17 protein-coding genes are annotated in these 18,985 nt (G+C 69.8%); 6 read left to right on the forward strand and 11 right to left on the reverse strand.

The window, feature by feature from the left end:
* The first annotated feature begins 16 nt into the window (after window positions 1–16).
* Window positions 17–1,333, forward strand: a complete 1,317-nt coding sequence (phaZ, locus tag A7B20_RS06080; protein WP_102107668.1) for a polyhydroxyalkanoate depolymerase — start codon at window positions 17–19, stop codon at window positions 1,331–1,333.
* 93 nt (window positions 1,334–1,426) lie between these two features.
* Here the strand turns inward: phaZ and A7B20_RS06085 are convergent, their stop codons facing one another.
* The 3 genes from A7B20_RS06085 to A7B20_RS06095 form a co-directional block, all read right to left on the reverse strand.
* A complete protein-coding gene (locus tag A7B20_RS06085; RefSeq protein WP_245866613.1) occupies window positions 1,427–2,209 on the reverse strand; it encodes an alpha/beta fold hydrolase in 783 nt (260 codons plus the stop codon).
* A gap of 120 nt (window positions 2,210–2,329) precedes the next feature.
* Window positions 2,330–3,067 (reverse strand): alpha/beta hydrolase, encoded by a 738-nt coding sequence (locus A7B20_RS06090; RefSeq protein WP_102107669.1) that lies wholly within the window; start codon window positions 3,065–3,067, stop codon window positions 2,330–2,332.
* Window positions 3,064–4,320: an MFS transporter gene (locus A7B20_RS06095; RefSeq protein WP_102107670.1), complete on the reverse strand. Its 1,257-nt coding sequence runs from the start codon at window positions 4,318–4,320 to the stop codon at window positions 3,064–3,066. The genes A7B20_RS06090 and A7B20_RS06095 overlap by 4 nt, the downstream gene beginning before the upstream one ends.
* 109 nt (window positions 4,321–4,429) lie before the next feature.
* On the opposite strand from A7B20_RS06095, the gene A7B20_RS06100 reads away from it, so the two are divergent.
* From A7B20_RS06100 to A7B20_RS06120, 5 genes are all read left to right on the forward strand, one after another.
* A complete protein-coding gene (locus A7B20_RS06100; RefSeq protein WP_102107671.1) occupies window positions 4,430–5,197 on the forward strand; it encodes an ArsR/SmtB family transcription factor in 768 nt (255 codons plus the stop codon).
* A complete protein-coding gene (locus A7B20_RS06105; protein ID WP_102107672.1) occupies window positions 5,194–5,649 on the forward strand; it encodes an SRPBCC domain-containing protein in 456 nt (151 codons plus the stop codon). The genes A7B20_RS06100 and A7B20_RS06105 overlap by 4 nt, the downstream gene beginning before the upstream one ends.
* On the forward strand, window positions 5,646–6,047 hold the full coding sequence (locus A7B20_RS06110) for an MAPEG family protein (protein WP_102107673.1): 402 nt from the start codon (window positions 5,646–5,648) through the stop codon (window positions 6,045–6,047). Before A7B20_RS06105 ends, A7B20_RS06110 begins: the two co-directional genes overlap by 4 nt.
* Before the next feature lie 139 nt (window positions 6,048–6,186).
* Window positions 6,187–8,166, forward strand: coding sequence for a threonine--tRNA ligase (thrS, locus tag A7B20_RS06115; RefSeq protein WP_102107674.1), 1,980 nt, complete (start codon window positions 6,187–6,189; stop codon window positions 8,164–8,166).
* Between the two features lie 259 nt (window positions 8,167–8,425).
* Entirely contained in the window at window positions 8,426–8,632 is a 207-nt protein-coding gene (locus A7B20_RS06120; RefSeq protein ID WP_102107675.1) for a cold-shock protein, read from the forward strand.
* An 87-nt stretch (window positions 8,633–8,719) separates the two neighbouring features.
* Here the strand turns inward: A7B20_RS06120 and A7B20_RS06125 are convergent, their stop codons facing one another.
* The 8 genes from A7B20_RS06125 to A7B20_RS06160 are packed head-to-tail and all read right to left on the reverse strand — an operon-like array spanning window position 8,720 to window position 18,979.
* Window positions 8,720–9,433, reverse strand: coding sequence for a PP2C family protein-serine/threonine phosphatase (locus A7B20_RS06125; RefSeq protein ID WP_102107676.1), 714 nt, complete (start codon window positions 9,431–9,433; stop codon window positions 8,720–8,722).
* Window positions 9,430–10,110, reverse strand: a complete 681-nt coding sequence (gene tagF / locus A7B20_RS06130) for a type VI secretion system-associated protein TagF (protein ID WP_102107677.1) — start codon at window positions 10,108–10,110, stop codon at window positions 9,430–9,432. Before tagF ends, A7B20_RS06125 begins: the two co-directional genes overlap by 4 nt.
* Window positions 10,111–10,112: 2 nt before the next feature.
* Window positions 10,113–13,712, reverse strand: a complete 3,600-nt coding sequence (gene tssM, locus A7B20_RS06135) for a type VI secretion system membrane subunit TssM (protein ID WP_102107678.1) — start codon at window positions 13,710–13,712, stop codon at window positions 10,113–10,115.
* On the reverse strand, window positions 13,709–15,133 hold the full coding sequence (gene icmH / locus A7B20_RS06140; protein ID WP_102107679.1) for a type IVB secretion system protein IcmH/DotU: 1,425 nt from the start codon (window positions 15,131–15,133) through the stop codon (window positions 13,709–13,711). The genes tssM and icmH overlap by 4 nt, the downstream gene beginning before the upstream one ends.
* A gap of 25 nt (window positions 15,134–15,158) precedes the next feature.
* Window positions 15,159–16,499 carry a type VI secretion system baseplate subunit TssK gene (gene tssK, locus A7B20_RS06145; protein ID WP_102107680.1) on the reverse strand — a complete coding sequence of 447 codons (1,341 nt, stop codon included), beginning with the start codon at window positions 16,497–16,499 and terminating at the stop codon, window positions 15,159–15,161.
* 19 nt (window positions 16,500–16,518) lie between these two features.
* Window positions 16,519–18,027, reverse strand: coding sequence for a type VI secretion system-associated FHA domain protein TagH (tagH, locus tag A7B20_RS06150; protein ID WP_102107681.1), 1,509 nt, complete (start codon window positions 18,025–18,027; stop codon window positions 16,519–16,521).
* A gap of 5 nt (window positions 18,028–18,032) precedes the next feature.
* Entirely contained in the window at window positions 18,033–18,329 is a 297-nt protein-coding gene (locus tag A7B20_RS06155; RefSeq protein ID WP_102107682.1) for a PAAR domain-containing protein, read from the reverse strand.
* On the reverse strand, window positions 18,326–18,979 hold the full coding sequence (locus tag A7B20_RS06160) for a DUF6931 family protein (protein WP_102107683.1): 654 nt from the start codon (window positions 18,977–18,979) through the stop codon (window positions 18,326–18,328). Before A7B20_RS06160 ends, A7B20_RS06155 begins: the two co-directional genes overlap by 4 nt.
* Window positions 18,980–18,985: the final 6 nt, after the last annotated feature.

Here is an 18,985-nt window from a genome sequence, read left to right on the forward strand (position 1 = left end):
GGCACTGGAGATTCCCATGCGATTTATGGCCACCTACGACATCATGGAAACGATGCGCAACACCAACCAGTGGCTTGGTGCGACCGCGTCCGCGATCGGGACGGCCCCCGCGACCGGCCTCGTGCCACACCCGATGTTCGGCCTGATGGCGGCCTGGGGCCAGGTGGCGGAACGCTCGTTCAAGCGCATGGTGGCCAAGCCCGACTGGGGCATCTCCACCGTGCTGGGCGAAGACGGGCGCGACCACGTGGTCGAGGTGAAGACCGAGGTCGAAAGACCCTTCGGCAACCTGATCCGCTTCGATGTCCACGGTCGTGCCCCGAAAGCGCGGCGCATCCTGCTGGTGGCCCCCATGTCCGGCCACTATGCCACGCTCCTGCGCTCGACCGTGGTCAGCCTGCTGCCCGACGCCGACGTCTGGATCACCGACTGGCACAACGCCCGCGACATCCCCGTGTCGACCGGCAAGTTCGACATCGAGGATTACACCCTCTACCTCGCCGACTTCATGCGCCACATGGGCCCGGACAGCCACGTGATCGCCGTGTGCCAGCCCGCGCCGCTGGCGCTGGCCGCGACCGCGCTGCTGGCCGAGGAGGATCCGAAGGCGCAGCCGCGCACCCTGACCCTGATCGGCGGGCCCATCGACCCCGACGCGGCCGACACCGACGTGACCGACTTCGGCCGCCGCGTCACCATGGGCCAGCTCGAACACCTCGTCGTGCAGCGCGTGGGCTTCAACCACGCGGGCGCCGGGCGGCTGGTCTATCCCGGCCTGCTCCAGCTCACCTCCTTCGTGTCGATGAACCTCGAAACCCACGCCCGCGCCTTCTCGGAACAGATCCTGAAGGTCGCCCAGGGCACCGCGGGGGACCAGGACAAGCACAACAAGTTCTACGACGAATACCTCGCTGTCATGGACATGACGGCCGAGTTCTACCTTTCCACGGTCGAGCGGGTGTTCAAGAACCGCGAGATCGCGCAGAACGACTTCACCGTGGCGGGCCGCAAGGTGGACATCGGCAAGATCACCGACGTCGCCGTCAAGATCGTCGAGGGCGAGAAGGACGACATCTCGGCCCCCGGCCAGTGCCTCGCCGCGCTGGACCTGCTGACCGGCCTGCCCGATGCGAAGAAGGCGAGCCACCTCGAGCCCGGCGCGGGGCATTACGGCATCTTCGCCGGGCGGTCCTGGCGCAACAACATCCGCCCCCTGGTGCTGAACTTCATCGACACCAACGCGCAGGCGCCCGCGCCCGCCCCGAAGGCGGCCGCCAAGACCCCCGCCGAAGACGCGAAACCCGCGAAGAAGGACGCCCAGACCGCCGTCTGAGCCTGCGCCCACGGACCCGCGGACGCCCGGCCACGGGCGGCCGTGGGGACATCGCGTGGCGCCGCAAGGCGCCTCCTCCGGATCAGACCCGGCCTACGCGCCGCCCGCCTGCCGCAGCAGTTGCGGCGCCGGGACCCGGGCCATCCAGGCGCGCAGCACCTCGTTCATCCGGTCCGGCGCCTCGATGGTCGGCAGGTGGCCGACGCCCTCCAGCACCTTCAGCTCGGATTTCGGAACGAGTCCCGCCATGAACTCGTGCCGCCGCGGCATGTGCAGCGTGTCGTCGCCGCCGCAGCACACCAGCACCGGCACCTTCACCTGCCGGAGCGTGCGCTGCTGGTCGGGCCGGCGCTGCAGCGCGTTGGCCTGCCTCAGGTAGGTCTCCGCGCCCAGCTCCAACGCCATCCGCATGGCGAAGCCGTGGATCTCGCCGCGGTACTCGCTGAGGCCGATGCACCCCTCCGGCACCTCCGCCGCCATCGCCTCGGCCAGCTTCCCGGCCTTGGCTCTGGCGATGCGCAGGTCGCGCTCGGCGGCGGCGGGCGGCGTCTCGGACAGGCAGTTGGTCGAGATCAGCGCCAGCCGCGTCACCCGCTCGGGCGCGCGGCGGACGATCTCGATCGCGACCATCCCGCCGAGCGCATGTCCCGCCAGCGCGAAGCGCGGCGGCGCCTGCGCCAGCACCGCCTCGGCCATGGCGTCCACCGCGTTCGCAGGCCCCCAGTGGGCCAGCATCAGCGGCATGTCGCGGCCCAGCACCTCGACCTGCGCACCCCAGAGGCGGGCGTCGGTCATGAAGCCGGGCAGCAGGACAAGCGGTTCGGTCACGCCGTCGCGCGGTGCCGCACCGGGCTTCGGGTCGGCGGTGGACGTCATCGAGGGTCGCTCCCGGGGTTCTGGCAGACTGCGGCCGCACCCTATGAACCGGCCCGGGTGCCCGCAAGGCGCCCGCCCGCACGATCCCGCGCCCCCGGCCGGTTCCCGCCGACGCGACGCCTAGCGCGAGACCTCGCCGACCGCAGCCTCGATCATCGCGAGGCATTCGGGAGTCGAGAACCGGTGGTCCGCCCCCTTCACGAGGCAAAGCCGCAGGTCCGGGCTTTCGACATGCTCCATCAGGCGCAGCGCCATCGACACCGGAACGTCGGTATCCGCCGTCCCCTGCAACAGCCGCACCGGCGCGTTCAGCGCGAGGGGCGCGCGAAGGACCAGGTTCGCCCGCCCGTCCTCGATCAGCCGCTTCGTGATCACGTAGGGCGCGCCATACTCCGACGGCTCCTCGATCCGCCCGTCCCGCTCCAGCGCCGCCTTCTGCGCCTCCGAGAAGCCCTCCCACATGCTGTCCTCGGTGAAATCCGGCGCCGCGGCAATGCCCACGAAGCCCTTCAGGCGCTCGGGCATCCGCCGCGCCAGCAGGAGCGCGATCCAGCCGCCCATGGACGAGCCGACCAGAACCTGCGGACCTTCCGTCAGCCGCGAGACCGCCTCGGCCGCATCCTCGGCCCAGTCGCCGATGCACCCGTCGGCAAAGGCGCCCGAAGACTCGCCGTGGCCCGAGTAGTCGAAGCGCAGGAACGCCCGGCCCGCCGCCTCTGCCCAGGCCTGAAGATGCACCGCCTTGGTGCCGCCCATGTCCGACATGAAGCCGCCGAGGAACACCACCCCCGGCCCCGCGCCTTCGGTCCGGTTGTAGGCGATCCGCCGCCCCGCCGCCGTCTCCAGGTAGTCCGTCATCCGTCCTCCACCTCGTCCAGTCCCTGCGCCACCACCGCGGCCCCGAGCGCCATGACCGCGAACAGCAGCACCGTCACCCAGGCGCCCGCCATCGAGGCGAGCGCCCCGAACAGCCCCGAGGCCAGCAGCAGCACGCCGATCACCGTGTTGGCGACGGCGGTATAGGCCGCCCGGTCATCCTCGGGCGCCATGTCCACAAGGTAGGTCGACCGCCCCTGCCGGACCCCGTGATAGGCGATCATCAGCACGAACAGAACCACCGGCAACCCCCAGGCCGCGAGTCCCAGGGCCGACACGCCCAGAGCCGCCAGCAGCGCAACCGCCCCCACGACGCCCGAGAGCTGCAGAACCCGCCGCGACGAGCGGTCCGAGAGCCGCCCCCAGACATAGGAACTGACGAGCGAGGCCAGCGCCGAGGCCAGCACCAGCGCCCCCAGCCGGTCGAACCCCTCGGCCCCGAGCAGGATCAGGTAGGGCGGCGCCAGCGCGGTCGAGACCAGCAGGCCGCGCACGACGATGAAGCGCACCAGCTGCGGATCCTCCTTCAGAAGCGTCATCTGCGCCGCGATCGACCGCGCCTCCGCATCCCCCCGCTCGGACTTCTCCTTGAGGGTCGAAAACAGCACCGCCGCGGCGACCCAGAAGGCCGCCGCGAGGGACAGCGCGCCGATGACCAGCGTCATGCGGTTGTCGCCGAAGAACATGAGCAGCAGCGCGAAGACGATCACCCCGACCGCGGCCGCGGAACTCGCGAACCCAGTCGCCGTGCCGCGCCGCGACTTGCCCACCGTGCGCCCCAGCACGTCCTTGTAGGAGACCGAGCAGACCGACCGCGCCACCGCCAGCACCGCGAGCAGCGCACAGATCACCGCCCCCGCCGCCGCGCCTTCCAGCACCAGCGCGGCCAGGACGATCCCCGCGGCGGCCAGCCCCTGCCCCAGCGATCCCGCCGACCAGGCCCATTTCCGCTGCCGCATCCGCGCAATCCGGGCCGAGGTGAACAGCTGCGGCAGCAGCGCCCCCGCCTCGCGAATCGGCACCAGCAGCCCGACAAAGACCGAGGACGCGCCGAGCATGTTGAGGAGCCAGGACAGCACCAGCTTCGGGTCGATCAGCCCGTCCGCCACCTTGGTCATCGACAGCGACGCGGCATGGCGCAGGAAGTTGCCCGGCTCCTCCGACCCGACCGAGCGATCCTCGGCCTCCTGCCCCGTCAGGGCGTCGAAAGCCTTGTCTTCCAGGGTGTTGCTCATGCCGTCACGCTCCCTTCTCCGATCACCGGGCACGACATAGGGCCACCCCCGGGACGGGCCAATACGTTACCATATTGACACGTTACTTATTAATCACCTATAAGCAGCCATGGACGCGATCTTCAAGGCCCTGAACGACCCGACCCGCCGCGCGCTTCTCGATGCCCTGCGCGAACGGGACGGCCAGACCCTGACCGACCTCGAGGCGCGGCTGGAAATGTCCCGCTTCGGGGTGATGAAACACCTGAACCTGCTGGAAGACGCCGGCCTGATCACGACGACGAAGAAGGGCCGGTTCAAGTACCACTACCTCAATGCCCTGCCCCTGCAGGAGGTCATCGACCGCTGGATCGAACCCCTGCTCGCCAAGCCCGCGGCGCGTGCCGTTCTCACCCTCAAGGCTCAACTCGAAGGAAATCTGCCAATGCCCCTCGACGCCGAAAAACCCTCCTACGTCATGTCCACCTACATCGACTGCACCCACGACGCGCTCTGGGATGCGCTGACGAAGGGCGATCTGATCTCGAAGTACCATTTCGTCTGCGAAACCGTGCAAGGCGACTTCGCGGAAGGTCAGGACGTGAACTACCTCCTGCCGAACGGCGCGCCGATGCTGGTCATGCGGACCCTCCGCATCGATCCGAAGTCCCTCATCGAGGCCGAATTCCACCCCCGCTGGGGCGGCGACGAGACCCCCTCGCGCTTCGTGTACCTGGTCGAGCCGACGAAAAGCGGCATGAAGCTGACCGTCGAGCACTATGGCCTGACCCCCGCGCAGGGCGGCATCGCCGACGGCTGGACGCGCCTGCTGGCCGGCCTGAAGACCTTCCTCGAAACCGGCGCGGCTCACCGCTTCGCCATGGAGGCGCAGGCATGAGTGCGAAACCCGGCTTCGTCATGCAGACCTTCATCCGCTGCACCCAGGACGCCCTCTGGGACGCCCTGACCGATCCCGATCGGATGGGCGCCTGGCATTTCATGGCGCGCCGCGCCGAACTGGAGGGCGACACCTATGCACTCTACCTCGAGGGCGGCGCGCCGCTGTTCCGGATGAGGAAGATCGCCGACACCCCGAAGACCCGGATCGAGGCGACCTTCGAGCCGCAGTGGGAGGGCGGCGGCGCCCCCTCGCGCACCGTGTTCCTGATCCGCCCCGAAGGCCCCTACTGCGCGCTGACGGTGGAACACTACGACCTGACCTTCCCCGTGGTCCCGACCGAAGGCGTTGCCGACGGCTGGTCCCGCTGGGCGGCGAGCCTCAAGACATGGCTCGAAACCGGCAGCGCGCTCAGGATGGCGATGCCCGCATCCGCGGAGGCCGGGGCATGACCGCCGAACTCGCCTGGCTCCTCGCCACCGCGCTCCTCGGCGCCTCGCTCTGGATCCCCTACATCGTCGGCGTCAACACCTCGCCCGTGGACACCACCGACTTCACGCGCCCCGCGGACCCCGCCGTTCACGCCGCCTGGGTTCACCGCGCCTGGCGCGCCCATCTGAACCTTCTGGAACAGATGATGCCCTTCGCCGTGGTGGTTCTGATCGCCCACGCCGCGGGCGTGTCGAACGCCGTCACCGTCTGGACCTGCACCGCCTTCTTCTGGATCCGCGTGATCCACGCCGCGGGAATGATTTCGGGCCTCGCCGTCTTCCCGATCCGCCCGATCATCTTCACCCTCGGCTGGCTCTGCATCCTGATCCTCGCCCTGCAGGTGCTGCTGGCCGCGTGACGACGGCGGGACGCGGCGCACACACAGACCCGAAGGCCCGCGGGCGGGCGCTTGACACCCCGCCCGCACACGCCTACCCCATCGGCACTTTCCCGCAACCGGGCGCTTGGTAGGCGCCAAACCGACGAGGCGGCCGACCATGGCACAGATCTCCCTCACATTTCCCGACGGCAACTCCCGCTCCTTCGACGCGGGCGTGACCCCTGCCGAGGTCGCGGCCTCCATCTCGTCGTCGCTGGCGAAGAAGGCCATCTCGGCCCAGGTCGACGGCAGGCACTGGGATCTCGCCTGGCCGATCGAGCAGGACGCCGCCATCGCGATCAACACCATGGCCGACGACGCCCCGGCGCTGGAGCTGATCCGCCACGACCTTGCCCACATCATGGCGCGCGCCGTGCAGGAGATCTGGCCCGAGGTGAAGGTCACCATCGGCCCGGTGCGCGATCACGGCTGGTTCTACGACTTCGACCGCGCCGAACCCTTCACGCCCGAGGACCTGGGCCGGATCGAGGCGAAGATGCGCGACATCATCAACGCCCGCGACCCCGTGAAGACCGAGATCTGGGAGCGCGACCGCGCCGTCGCCTACTACGAGGAGCGCGGCGAGCCCTTCAAGGTGGAGCTGATCGACCGCATTCCCGGCGACGAACCGCTGCGCATGTACTGGCACGGCCCCTGGCAGGACCTCTGCCGCGGCCCGCACCTCCAGCACACCGGGCAGGTGCCCGCCGACGCCTTCAAGCTGATGAACGTGGCCGGCGCCTACTGGCTGGGCGACAGCTCGCGCCCCATGCTGCAACGCATCTACGGCGTCGCCTTCCGGAACCGCAACGACCTGAAGGCCCACCTGACGATGCTGGAGGAGGCCGCGGCGCGCGACCACCGCAAGCTCGGCCGCGAGATGGACCTGTTCCACATGCAGGAGGAAGCGCCGGGCCAGGTCTTCTGGCACCCGAACGGCTGGACCATCTACACGACGCTCCAGGACTACATGCGCAGGAAGCAGCGCGCCGGCGGCTACCGCGAGATCAACACGCCGCAGGTCGTGGACCGCAAGCTGTGGGAGGCCTCGGGCCACTGGGAGAAGTACCAGCACCACATGTTCATCGTCGAGGTCGACGAAAGCCGCGACGGCGAGAACGACGATGCCGCCGTGCGCGACAAGGCGCAGACCCGCATCAATGCGCTGAAGCCGATGAACTGCCCCTGCCACGTCCAGGTCTACAAGCAGGGCCTGAAGTCCTACCGCGACCTGCCGCTGCGGCTGGCCGAGTTCGGCTCCTGCGCGCGCTACGAACCCTCGGGCGCGCTGCACGGGATCATGCGCGTGCGCGGCTTCACGCAGGACGACGCGCATATCTTCTGCACCGAGGAGCAGATCGAATCGGAATGCGCGCGGTTCATCGAGTACCTCGCCAACGTCTATGCCGAGCTCGGCTTTCCGACCTTCGAGATCAAGTTCGCCACCCGCCCGGAAAAGCGCGTCGGCACCGAGGAATCCTGGGACTACGTCGAGAACGCGCTGGAACAGGCGATCCGCAAGACGGGCCGCACCTATACGCTGGAAGCGGGCGACGGCGCCTTCTATGGCCCCAAGCTGGACTTCTACCTGACCGACGCGATCGGCCGGGTCTGGCAGTGCGGCACCTTCCAGGTGGACCCGAACCTGCCCGAGCGGCTGGACGCCGAATACGTCGGCGCCGACGGCGACCGGCACCGCCCGTTCATGCTGCACCGCGCCTGCCTCGGCTCGTTCGAGCGGTTCATCGGCATCCTGATCGAGGACAGCGCGGGCCGTCTGCCCTTCTGGCTGGCCCCCCGGCAGGTCGTCGTCGCCTCCATCGTCTCGGACGCGAACGACTACGTGGCCGAGGTCGTCGCGGCCCTGAACGCGAAGGGTGTGCGGGCCGAGGCCGACACGCGGAACGAGAAGATCAACTACAAGGTCCGCGAACACTCGCTGGGCAAGGTTCCCGCGATCCTCGCCATCGGCGCGCGCGAGGTGGAGGAGCGCACCGTGTCGCTGCGCCGCCTCGGCGAGAAGCAGAGCCGCTTGCTGTCGCTCGACGAGGTGGTGGCCGAGCTGGCCGCGGAAGCCTGCCCGCCGGACATGCGCTGACGCTGCGGCGGATGCGGCGGGCCATCCGGACCCGCCGCATCTGCCTGTTTTGTCGACATCTCACGCCCGCGTTATCACGCTGCGGTGGTGTCATGAGAGTTTCACTTGCCTTTTGCGCCCATGCTTTCAAAGATTTCGGGCGTGACAACCGACCTTCGCCGACCAAAGCGCCCTCAGGGGCAGCCACACGATCCTGAAGACCCCGGCTGCTCACCCCGCCACGCTTCCGCGGGCGGGTCACGACTGAGGAGAGAGAGACATGCCTACCGGAACCGTCAAGTGGTTCAACACGACCAAGGGCTACGGCTTCATCGCGCCGGACAGCGGCGGCAAGGACATCTTCGTGCACATCTCGGCGGTCGAACGGGCCGGGATGACCGGCCTCGCCGACAACCAGAAGGTCCGCTACGAACTGATCGAGGGGCGGGACGGGCGCCAGTCCGCGGGCGACCTTTCGGCGATCTGACACACCACATCCCGCGCCGCTGACCCGCACGCGGGGCGCCGGGCCGTCACGGTGCGGCGCCTTGCCCGCGACGGCGCCGCCGCGCCCCTAGACGACGTCGACGACGACGAGCGAGATGTTGTCCTGTCCGCCGCCGTCGAGCGCGATCTTCAGAAGCTTGTCGCCCACCGTCTCGATCGGCGTGCCGACCACGGCCCGGCGCAGGGTCTCGAACCCCGCGTACTTGTTCAGCCCGTCCGAACACAGCAGGAACCGGTCCCCCGTCCGCACCTCGCCGTGGATCTTCTCCAGCCCCGGCACATCGCCGACGCCGATGGCGCGGGTGATGGCGTTCGACTGCGGGTGCTGCTCGGCCTCGTCCCAGGACATGCGGCCGTTCTTCACGAACTCGGCCACCACCGAGTGATCCGTGGTCAGAAGCTCGATCCCGCCGTCGCGGAAGCGATAGAGGCGGCTGTCACCGGCCCAGAAGGCGGCGAAGTGCCGCTCGGACAGGATCAGCGACACGACGGCCGCCCCCACCGTCGCCCCGCCGCGGCGCGCCGCCTCGGCCAGGATCGCCGTGTGGGCCGCCTCCAGCGCCGCCCGCAGCGCCTGCATCCGCTCGGCCGGGGCCAGGTCGGGCGCCATCGCCGCCACCTGCTCGACGACGGTCTGGCTGGCGAAGTCGCCGGCCTCGTGGCCGCCCATGCCGTCGGCGACCAGGAAGATGTTCTGGTCGGGCAGCGACAGCACCGCGTCCTCGTTGATCTTGCGCACCCGCCCGACATGGGTGCGCGCCGTGTGCCGGATCTGGGTCATGCCACCGCTCCCGCCTGCCAGATGGGGGCGTCGCTGTTGAACAGCCCCGTGATTTCCTCGCCCCGCGGCAGGCCCTCGCAGACCAGAAGCCGCGTGTCCTGCGCCAGGTGCGCGCTCCAGACTCCCGGCGCGCGGAAGCTTGCGGTCAGCGTCCGCGCGCCGCACAGCCCCACCGGGTCGTCGCCGCTGTCCATCCGCGCGACGAGGCTGCGCGCCGCCGCGACGCTGCGGATGCGGATGCGGGTGCAGGGCTCGACCGGGCGCAGGCTGGCCAGCTGCTGGCGCAGACGCTCGAGCGGCATGTCGTCCAGCACCGCCAGCGCGATCGCCTCGAGCTGCTCGAAGGTGTGGCGGGCCTCGAAATGCAGCTGCGCCACCGGCTGCGGCGACAGGAGCGGCGCGGCGAGCGTCAGCGGGAACTGCCGCCCCACCCGGTCGAGCGAGGGCATCATCACGCCGATCATCCCGGTCTGCCCCGCCTGTCCCGACGACAGCGTGAAGCGCCAGATCGGCGCGGCGAAATAGCAGTCCTGCCAGCCGCCGCCCAGCTGGCCGCGCGCCTGCGACATCGCCTCCTGCAGCCAGCGGTCCCAGGCCAGAAGGAACGGCTGGGCCAGCCCGTAACGGATGAAGTCTCCGGTCGCCGGGATCTTTCCGAAGGCGCCGAACCCCGCCATCGTCAGAAGGTCGCCGGGCAGCTGAAGTCGGACAGGGCCGAGAGCGAGAACGGGTTCAGCACGGATGCCGACTGCATCAGGAAGATCGCGAGCCGTCCGCCGACCCGGAAGAAGATCTTCTTGCGGTCAGAGGCCGAGGTGTTGCGGATCTCGGCCGCGTCGAGCAGCCGGAACCAGGCCCAGGGCCCGTCGAAGCTGAGCGTGCTTTCCGCCGTCGCCGCGGGCGGCACGAAGTTCACCCGGGCCGAGCCCACGGGCCCCGGCCAGGTGATCGCCGCCGGACGCGGCTGCACGCTGCCCTGCTGGAAGCCGATCTGCTGGCCGTCGATTTCCAGCACGATCACCTGCGCCTGCGGATCCAGCGCCTCGGGCGTGATCTGGAACCGCACCTGCGGCGTGCCCTGCCCGGCGAAGAAGGCGTCGCGGATGTCGGCGGCGTTCTGCATCTGCAGGATCGACTGCGGCGAGATCCCGAGATCGGTGTCATTCAGCGGCTTCAGCGTCCAGGGCCGGGTGCGGGTGTCGACGAACTTGGCCAGGTTGTCGTTGAAGAAGTTGTCGATCAGCCCCTGCGGCGCGAAGAGCCGAGTGAAGTCCTGGATCGACACGTCCGCCTGTGCGCGCCGGTTGAAGGGATAGGCGTTGGCCGTCACCTGCGAACAGAGCGGCAGCACGTTCGCCTCCCAGGCCGCGCTGATCGACGAGCGGGTGTTGCCCGCCGTCACGCCCGAGGACCCGGCCGCGATCTGCTTGCCCCAGCGTTGCAGCGGGCCGGGCGTGTCGGCCACCGCCTGCTGGAACCGGGCCAGCGCCGCGCTGTTGCCCTGCGGCGCGGCGGGGTTCAGCCCGCCGCTGATGTTCAGCTGATTCAGCTCGTTGAACACCTCCAGCAGGATGTTCATCAGCGCGTCCAGTTGCGAGGGCTGGCCGTCCTTCTGTTCGACCAGCTTGTGCAGCCATTCGAACCGGTCGGTCACGAACTGTCCCGGCGGCGGCGGCAGCCCGCCCCCCGCGCTGCCCGAGGGCGCGTTGGCCATCGCCTGCAGGAAGATCCGCGCCGAGGGCGACAGCTTGCGGTTGGCCTCGCGCCCGGTGATCTTGGCAAGCCCCTCGGCCGCACCGCCCGCGGCTCCCGCGGCGGCGGTCGGATCGTCCTCCTCGGGGATGGCCGTGAGGTCCGTCTCCTTCGCCACCGCCTTCAGGATGTTGACGATGGGCGAGGTCGGCCCCGACAGCACGTTCAGCACCTCCACCGCGTCGGCGAGGTTGCGGAGCGGCTTGATGTCGATGTCCGCCAGCAGCTGGTCGTACTTCAGCGTGTAGTCGGTGTAGTAAAGGTCGAGCACGTCGCGGCTGAGGGCCAGCAGCGCCGCCTCGTTGTTCTCGATCTGCCCCTTCGGCCCCAGCACGAAGCTTTCCCGCGCGATCTGCGCGGCGACGCCCAGCGCCTTGTCGAGGAACACCTGGTTGAAGCCGTCGTAGGTGAAGATCCCCTCGATCCCCTCGCTCAGATCCTTGCCGGACGAGCGCACCATGGCGCGGCTCAGGGTCGGCCCGCCGATGTCGGTCAGGCGGAACTGCGGCAGAGCCGTCGCCTCGGGCGAGTTGATGATCCCGTTGTAGACCCGCTGCGCCTGCGGCATGCGGGTCAGGATGTCGCGCACCTGCTCGACCAGGTCGCCGTTGGTCTCGATCCTGTCCATCGGCTGGCTCAGCAGCGCGTCGAGGTGCGCGGCAAGATCCGCCCTCAGCGCATCGCGCCCCGGCCCCGGGAACGAAAGCTCCCAATCGAGGGCGGCCCATTCCTTGACGATGTCCGCGTTCATCGGCCCGACGAGCCCGAGCATCAGGTAGATCTTCAGCGCCTCGTAGAGCAGATCGGGGTTGTTGATGTTGGCCTGCATCTGCTCTTCCAGACGCAGCATCAGGCGCGGCAGCAGCATCTGGTTCAGCGCGGCGCGGTACGAAAGCACCGCCTCGTTCCCCAGCACGTCGCCGGTGTAGAGGCCCCAGCCCAGCGTCGTGCCCGCGCCGGGATCCGCCTGATCCGGTAACTCGCGCAGGATGTTCAGCGCGGGCACGATCAGCGGCAGGTCGGTGTCCTTGATCGGGCTGCCCGGGATCTGCTCGGCCAGCGCGCGGTACTCGGCGACCTTCTGGCTGACGTCCGCCGCAAGCGCCTCGTTCCCGAGATAGCTGCGGGTCCAGAGCGCGCCGGTGGCCACCGCGATCAGCACCGTCGCCGCCAGCGCCCCCCACTTGGTGATGCGATAGCGGCGTTCCACCTTGTCGTCCGCCGAGACCAGCCCGCTTTCGCGGAAGATCACCCCGTTGAACAGCCGCGTCAGGAAGTACGACCGCCCGGCCCCCTGCCCGCTGCCGATGGCCTGCCGCCCGATGCCGAAGGTGCGCGCCATGCCCATCATCAGCCGGTCGATCGGCGTCCCTTCCTGCGTGCCGGAGGTGAAATAGACCCCGCGGAGCACGTGGCGGTGCTCGTACCGGTTGTCCTGGAACAGCTCGCCCAGGAACTCCCGCGCGACCGAGCGGACCGAGGCCACCTGCCCCGGAAAGCCCGCGATGAGCGAGCGGCGCTGCGGATCGGTCTCGGCCTGCATCCGCTCGACCGACTGCATGTTCAGCCGGTCGACCAGCGCGCCGTATTCCTGATCGAACTGCGCCAAGGGCGAGGCCTCGCCGCGCAGGGGCAGCAGCGGCAGGGTGAAGCCCCAGACCTGGCCGCGATCCTCCTTGCCGAGGTTGTCGAAGAACTCGGAGAAGCCCGCCAGCAGGTCGGCCTTGGTGAACAGCACGTAGACCGGGAAGCGCACGCCCAGTCTTTCCCGCAGCTCGTGCAGGCGGCGCCGGATGGCCGAGGCATGGGCCTTCTGCGCCGTCTCGTCCTGCATCGACAGGTCCGAGAGCGAAATCGCGACGATGGCGCCGTTGATCGGCTGGCGCTTCCGGTGCTTCTTCAGGATCCCGAGGAAGCCGAGCCAGGCGGCATTGTCCGCCACCGCGTCGCTTTCCTGCGTGGTATAGCGGCCTGCCGTGTCCACCAGCACCGCGCCGTCGGTGAACCACCAGTCGCAGTTGCGGGTGCCGCCGACGCCGCCGATGGCCGCCTTGCCCATCTCGTCGGCCAGCGGGAACTGGAGGCCGGAGTTGACGAGGGCCGTCGTCTTGCCCGCGCCGGGCGGGCCGATGATGATGTACCAGGGCAGTTCGTAGAGATGCCGCCGCCCCAGCTTCGACTTCCGCAGCTTCAGCATCGCCGCGCGCAGCTTCTCGCGCATCTCGCCAAGCTCCGCCGTCACCACCTCGCCACCGTCGTCGGCCGACAGCGGCTCGACGCTGGCGACGATGTCTTCGGCCAGCTCCCTGTCCTTCTTCTGGCGGCGCAGCAGGAGGACCAGGATCACGATCAGCGCGACGATCCAGATCACGCCGACGCCCACCACCTTGCCGACCAGCGTGTCGAAGGGCCGCGCCTCGCCGAAGCCGAGGAAGCCGCCGAAGAACCACAGGCACAGCGACAGGATCAGCGAGACGATGATCGTCAGCCCGACCCCCGAGAACAGCGCGCGCAGGATCTTCCTCATTGCTGCACCACCTCGGCGCCCTGCGTGACGCCGGTCTTGACCAGGATGAACTCGATCCGCCGGTTCAGCGCGCGGCCCTCCTTCGTCTTGTTGTCGGCGATCGGCTCGCGGTCGCTGCGCCCTTCGGCCTTCAGCCGCGAGGGGTCCTTCACCTTGTCCTCGATCATCTTCTTCACCGACTCCGCCCGCGCCAGCGACAGCGCCATGTTGTTGGCGAAGCGGGAGGAGCGCAGGGGCACGTTGTCGGAATGGCCCGCGATGATGACAGGGCCGGTGGTGTCGTTCAGCGCATCCGCGACACGGCCGAGCGGGACGCCGAACTCGTCCTTCACCTGGTCCGAGGCCGAGGGGAACATGCCAGCGCCCTTCATCCGCACGGTGATCGTGTTGGCGTCCTGGAACACCGACACGAGGCCGTCCTTGATCTCCTGCGTCAGGAAGCCCGAAACGCGCTTCAGCTCTTCCTCGTCGTCGACCGGCTGGGGCACCGGCAGCGACAGCCGCTCCAGCGTCGCGACACCGCCGCGGTCGATCGCGGCCATCTCGCCCAGCACCCGCTCGCTGTCCCGCGACAGCGCCTGGCTGAGGCCGATGTAGCCGCCCGAGAGCAGCAGCGCCGTCACCGCCACCGCGATCCAGACCGGCTTCCAGGCCGAGAGCGGCTTGTGCGGCTTCTCGACCCCCTTCCAGTGCGGCGACAGGTCATGCTCGACCTCGCCCCGCTGGTTGCGGATGATCCGCGCCAGGCCGGCGCGGATCTGCATGTGCCGGTCCGCGCCGCCCTGCTCGACCCGAAGCCGCCCCTCGAAGCCGAGGGACAGGCAGACATAGAGGAACTCCAGCAGCAGGAGGTTCGTCGCCGGGTCCTGCTCCAGCCGGTGCAGCAGGTCGAAGAAGCGGTCGCCGCCCACCGTCTCGCGGTGGAAGGTGCCGACCATGGACTGCTGCGCCCAGATGCTCTGCCCGCCCCAGGGGGTGTTCAGCACCACGTCGTCGAGCGTCGCGCAGATGGCATAGCGCGCGACCTTCACCGTGCGCGGATCGACCTGCGCGGCGATGGCGCGGGACTCGAAGGCGCGCACCTCGGCCACGACCGAGCGGCGCAGGGCGTCGGGGTCGGGATGCTGGGCGCGGTTCCTGATCCGCGAGACCAGGGAGAACAGCGTCGAGGCCGCGGCGTTCAGCGGGTTCAGCCCCGTCATCGCGCCCGTCATCGCCCCCGTCACGGCATCCCCGAGGTGCGGCGCCGCCGCGGCAGGGGCCACCGCGGGACCGGACGCCAGCGCAGCGGCTGCGGGCGCCTGCGGCGCGCCGACGGCACCGGGAAGCGGCGTCGCCACCCCGCGCCGGCCACCCGGATTGGGCCGGATCACCGTGCGGTCGCCGTCCTCCGGTTCGGCAAAGGGATCTTCGTCGGCCATCAGCCCCGCTCACCTTCTCGTCGCATCAGCCCTGGCGGATCGCCCAGAGCTCCATCTTCAACCCGGGGTAATCCCCCGACACGTGCACCGCGATCCCGCCCGAGGTCGTCATCTTGCCCCAGTACTTGCTGGCGGGATCCAGCCGGAAATAGACCACTCCGGCGTGGAACGGGATCTGCCGCGGCGCCACCGGCAGCGCCTGCAACCCGATCCCGGGCAGGGCCGAGTTGACCAGCTGGCGGATCTCCTCCACCGGCCCGATCTTGGCCTGATCGCCGAAATGGCGCGCCAGCTTGTCCGCCGGGATGTCGGCCGAGACCGCCAGCACGAACTCGGCCGTGCCGATCAGCTTGCGGTCGGCGATCACGCCCACCGAGATGCCGTATTTCCGCGGCTCGATGGCGATCGGCACCGCGTTCCGCTCCAGCACCGAAGAGAGGTAACGGCGCAGGTCGCGGATCACGGGGACGAAAGTCTTGACCAGGTCGTGGTGCTGGTAGGCCGGATAGACCGTCGGCCGCTTCTCGGGGGTGAGGAACGTCGACAGCTCCCCCGCCAGCGCCACGCAGTCGCGGAACAGCTGGATCGGGTGGATGTTCTCGCACTGGGCGTAATGGCGCAGCACCGGCAGCGCCCGGTTGATCGAGATGAGGAGCAGGAAATCCTGGATCTCCGCCGCCCCCCGCGCCCCCGCCCCCGCCGAGAGCCGCCCCGAAAGCGCGGTCATCCGGTGCGCGAGCAGCCCCTCCAGTTCGGACACGAAGCCCGAGAGCGGCCGCGCCGCGCGGATGTCGAGGCAGGAGGGCATGAAGCTGTCGTCCAGCACCACCTCCTGGTCCGCCCGGACCTCGATGATCCGCGCGATCGGGATGACCAGCCGGTCGGCCATGTCGTCGACCTCCAGCGCGAACTGGAGGCGCAGCTTGCCGACCCCCAGCAGCGCCGCCTTGCCGCCGCGCATGGTGCTGTCCGTCACCTCGATCTCGGCGGGCCTGAGGCGCGCCGCCGAGAGCTCGGAGCCCGACATGTCGACCTCGGGCGCGCCCTGCCGGCGCTGCGGCACCGACAGGTACACCACGCAGTCTTTGATCCCCTCGGGCACGTCCAGCGCGGGCGGATGATCCTCGGCCTCGGGCACCCGGAACACCGTGCCGTCCTGCGTCAGCCCCGAGCAGGACTTGATCGCGAACTGCCCGACCTTCAGCACCTCGCGGTCGATCTCGATCTCGCTGATCCCCCAGGCATAGGGAGAGATGCGCCGCGCCAGTCCGCCCACCAGAGCCTCGGTGTGCCGATCGGCCTGCTGGAAGTGGTGGGGCTGGAGGAACAGGCCCTCGCTCCACAGAACCTTGCTGTCCCAGGACATCAGCAGGCCCCCCGCGCGCTCACTTCAGGCGCTCCATCTGCGCCTGGTAGGCCCTGGCGAACTCGCGGCTGAACAGCTCGTGGAAATCGTTCTCGGCCTGGTCCGAGATCCGCGCGTACATCGTTTCGTAGACTTCCCAATATCTTGCCTTCTTCCCTTTCAGGAGGCTCGACAGCCCCCCGCCGCCGGCGATCTGGCCCTCCAGCACCTCGGGCGACAGCTGTTTCAGAACCCCCTTCAGCGCCGCGTCCATGGCGCTCATCATGGCCACCTCGTGGGCCTTGATGTCGTCCAGCGCCTCGCGCGCCGCCTCCCCGGATTCAAGGTACCCCTTGGACGTGGGCTTGACCATCGCCTCGACCGCCATCTCGGGGCTGATCGAGAACTTCAGGGGATTGTTCCCGCCCGAGCGGATCATGGTCTGCTGGATGCGGAACTCGGACTTGATGCTGGCCCGCGTCATCAGGATCTCGCGCAGGCCGGTGACCATCGTGCGGAACACGCCGCCAAGCCGCGCCATGGTGGCGGGCAGGTCCGCGTCCGGTATCGCCAGATCCTCGGCCCCCGCGGCCTCCAGGAAGGCGCGCGCCGCCGCGGTGTCGGCCGGTGAAGCCGGCGCGGAGGGGGGCGCCGGGCTCTCGGCGGCCGGCGCCGGGGGGGGCGGAGGCGGCGAAGCGGGCTGGCGCGCGGCGGGGGGCAGCGTCTGCTCGGACTCTTCCGGGCCGGGCACCGGGGGCGGCGCGTCGGGCGCGTCGTCCAGGGGCGCATCCTCGGGGATGAAGGCCGGGGCGCCGCCGCCCAAGGGATTGTCGTCGCTCCCCTCGTCCGCGCCGCCGGTCGGGGCCAGGAGATCGTCCCAGTCGTCGGGGATCACCGCCCCGCCGCCCGGCGAGACGTCGGAGGCGGCGAAGCTGTCGTGGACGGAAGGCGCGTGGTCCTCGACGCTCGCCCCCCTCGGCCCCGCATCGCGGCGCGGCGACATCAGGTCGTCCTCGTCCTCGCCGAGCGGGGCCAGCAGCCCGTCCTCGCCCAGCTCGGGACGCTGGATGCCCGAGTGGCCACGAAGCGGCGCGTCCCCCAGCAGGTCGTCTAGGAAATCGCGGTCCTCCACCCGCCCCAGCTCCTCGCCGAGGTCGTTGCCGCTTTCCGGGCCATCCTCGGCAGGCGGGATATGCGCGGCGGTCAGCGGGTCGGCGGCGGGCGCGCGGCCCGAGCGCACGATCTCGACCAGAAGCTCGTAGGGGCCGAGCGTCAGGATGTCGCCGTCGTTCAGCGGCGCGGGCACCGGGCCTATGGGGAACTTGCCATAGTTCAGGAAGGTGCCGTTCGTCGAGTGGTCGACGATCAGGATGTCGCCGCCCCGGTCCTCGATCGCGCAGTGAACCTTCGAGATCGTCTTTCCCGGATCGGGCAGGCACAGGTCGTTCTCCGCCCCCCTCCCGATGGTCAGCGAAGGTCCGGTCATGCGGACCGGCGCCCCCTGCCCGGGCACCGTTCCGGTCGACTGGAAATGCAGCGTCACACCCATGACTTCTATCCGCCCACAAGGACCGTCGGCAGACCCACCACGATGACCCCGCCATGGGCCGTCATATCACCCATCCGCGCCACGGGCAGCCCCCCCGCCAGAACCGTGAACGAGCCCAGCGCCACCACATCGGGCGGCCCGACGCAGACGCACATGCTGGTGACACGCGCGACGGGCATGCATCCGACCAGCACCGTGGGCAGCCCCAGCACGATGGGTCCGCCGACATGAGGGATCGGCGGCAGCGCGGGCGTGACCATCGGGCAGACATGCATGTCGCCCATGCGCGAACAGGGTTTCATGGCCGCGCCTCCCCCTGCGGCCCGTCGCCCGCGCCGGGCCGCGCACCGTCAGCCGCATCGGTCGTGCCGAACTGGCCGTTGCCGCCCCGCGCGATATCGAGCGCACGGTCGATCAGCCGGTTCAGGTGCGCGACCATGTTCTCGGGCTCGGCGGTGCCGAGCGACATGGCGTTGACCGCCAGCACCGCCATCGCGGCGCCGCCGACGGGGGCATCGTATTTCGCCATCTCGCCGCCTGCGCCCAGCTTGCCGTCGCACATCGCCACCGCGTTGGCGCAGAGGGTCGTGTCGTCGTCGCTCTCGGCCAGCTCCAGCGTGGCACGGGCCTTCTCGCGGTTCTCGGGCGTCGGCTTGAACACCCAGGCCCGCGCCGCGGCGAGCGGGGGCGGCATCGCCACGCCGCGCCGGGCCGCCAGGTCGCCGCCAGCAAGGCAGCCCCACCAGATCGCCTCGCGCACCGGCAGCGACACCGCCAGAAGCCGCAGCATGTCGCCATAGGCCTCCTTGCCGTCCAGCTCCTCCAGCACCTCGCTTACGGACGCGGCGGCGGGGCTCTCCAGCTCGGTCTCGAACTTCAGGTTGGCCAGCGCCATCAGCCGCCGGGCCGGTTCCTTCGGGATCTTCCGCAGATCCTGGAAACGTTCGTCCATAGCGCG

This window comes from Oceaniglobus roseus, from assembly GCF_002869745.1.
Lineage (GTDB): Bacteria > Pseudomonadota > Alphaproteobacteria > Rhodobacterales > Rhodobacteraceae > Oceaniglobus > Oceaniglobus roseus.

What these genes read in the sequence shown, in the direction of transcription:
- phaZ (WP_102107668.1), top strand. Translation starts at nt 17, where the DNA reads ATGCGATTTATGGCCACCTACGACATCATGGAAACGATGCGCAACACC.
- A7B20_RS06085 (WP_245866613.1), bottom strand. Translation starts at nt 2,209, where the DNA reads ATGACGTCCACCGCCGACCCGAAGCCCGGTGCGGCACCGCGCGACGGC.
- A7B20_RS06090 (WP_102107669.1), bottom strand. Translation starts at nt 3,067, where the DNA reads ATGACGGACTACCTGGAGACGGCGGCGGGGCGGCGGATCGCCTACAAC.
- A7B20_RS06095 (WP_102107670.1), bottom strand. Translation starts at nt 4,320, where the DNA reads ATGAGCAACACCCTGGAAGACAAGGCTTTCGACGCCCTGACGGGGCAG.
- A7B20_RS06100 (WP_102107671.1), top strand. Translation starts at nt 4,430, where the DNA reads ATGGACGCGATCTTCAAGGCCCTGAACGACCCGACCCGCCGCGCGCTT.
- A7B20_RS06105 (WP_102107672.1), top strand. Translation starts at nt 5,194, where the DNA reads ATGAGTGCGAAACCCGGCTTCGTCATGCAGACCTTCATCCGCTGCACC.
- A7B20_RS06110 (WP_102107673.1), top strand. Translation starts at nt 5,646, where the DNA reads ATGACCGCCGAACTCGCCTGGCTCCTCGCCACCGCGCTCCTCGGCGCC.
- thrS (WP_102107674.1), top strand. Translation starts at nt 6,187, where the DNA reads ATGGCACAGATCTCCCTCACATTTCCCGACGGCAACTCCCGCTCCTTC.
- A7B20_RS06120 (WP_102107675.1), top strand. Translation starts at nt 8,426, where the DNA reads ATGCCTACCGGAACCGTCAAGTGGTTCAACACGACCAAGGGCTACGGC.
- A7B20_RS06125 (WP_102107676.1), bottom strand. Translation starts at nt 9,433, where the DNA reads ATGACCCAGATCCGGCACACGGCGCGCACCCATGTCGGGCGGGTGCGC.
- tagF (WP_102107677.1), bottom strand. Translation starts at nt 10,110, where the DNA reads ATGGCGGGGTTCGGCGCCTTCGGAAAGATCCCGGCGACCGGAGACTTC.
- tssM (WP_102107678.1), bottom strand. Translation starts at nt 13,712, where the DNA reads ATGAGGAAGATCCTGCGCGCGCTGTTCTCGGGGGTCGGGCTGACGATC.
- icmH (WP_102107679.1), bottom strand. Translation starts at nt 15,133, where the DNA reads ATGGCCGACGAAGATCCCTTTGCCGAACCGGAGGACGGCGACCGCACG.
- tssK (WP_102107680.1), bottom strand. Translation starts at nt 16,499, where the DNA reads ATGTCCTGGGACAGCAAGGTTCTGTGGAGCGAGGGCCTGTTCCTCCAG.
- tagH (WP_102107681.1), bottom strand. Translation starts at nt 18,027, where the DNA reads ATGGGTGTGACGCTGCATTTCCAGTCGACCGGAACGGTGCCCGGGCAG.
- A7B20_RS06155 (WP_102107682.1), bottom strand. Translation starts at nt 18,329, where the DNA reads ATGAAACCCTGTTCGCGCATGGGCGACATGCATGTCTGCCCGATGGTC.
- A7B20_RS06160 (WP_102107683.1), bottom strand. Translation starts at nt 18,979, where the DNA reads ATGGACGAACGTTTCCAGGATCTGCGGAAGATCCCGAAGGAACCGGCC.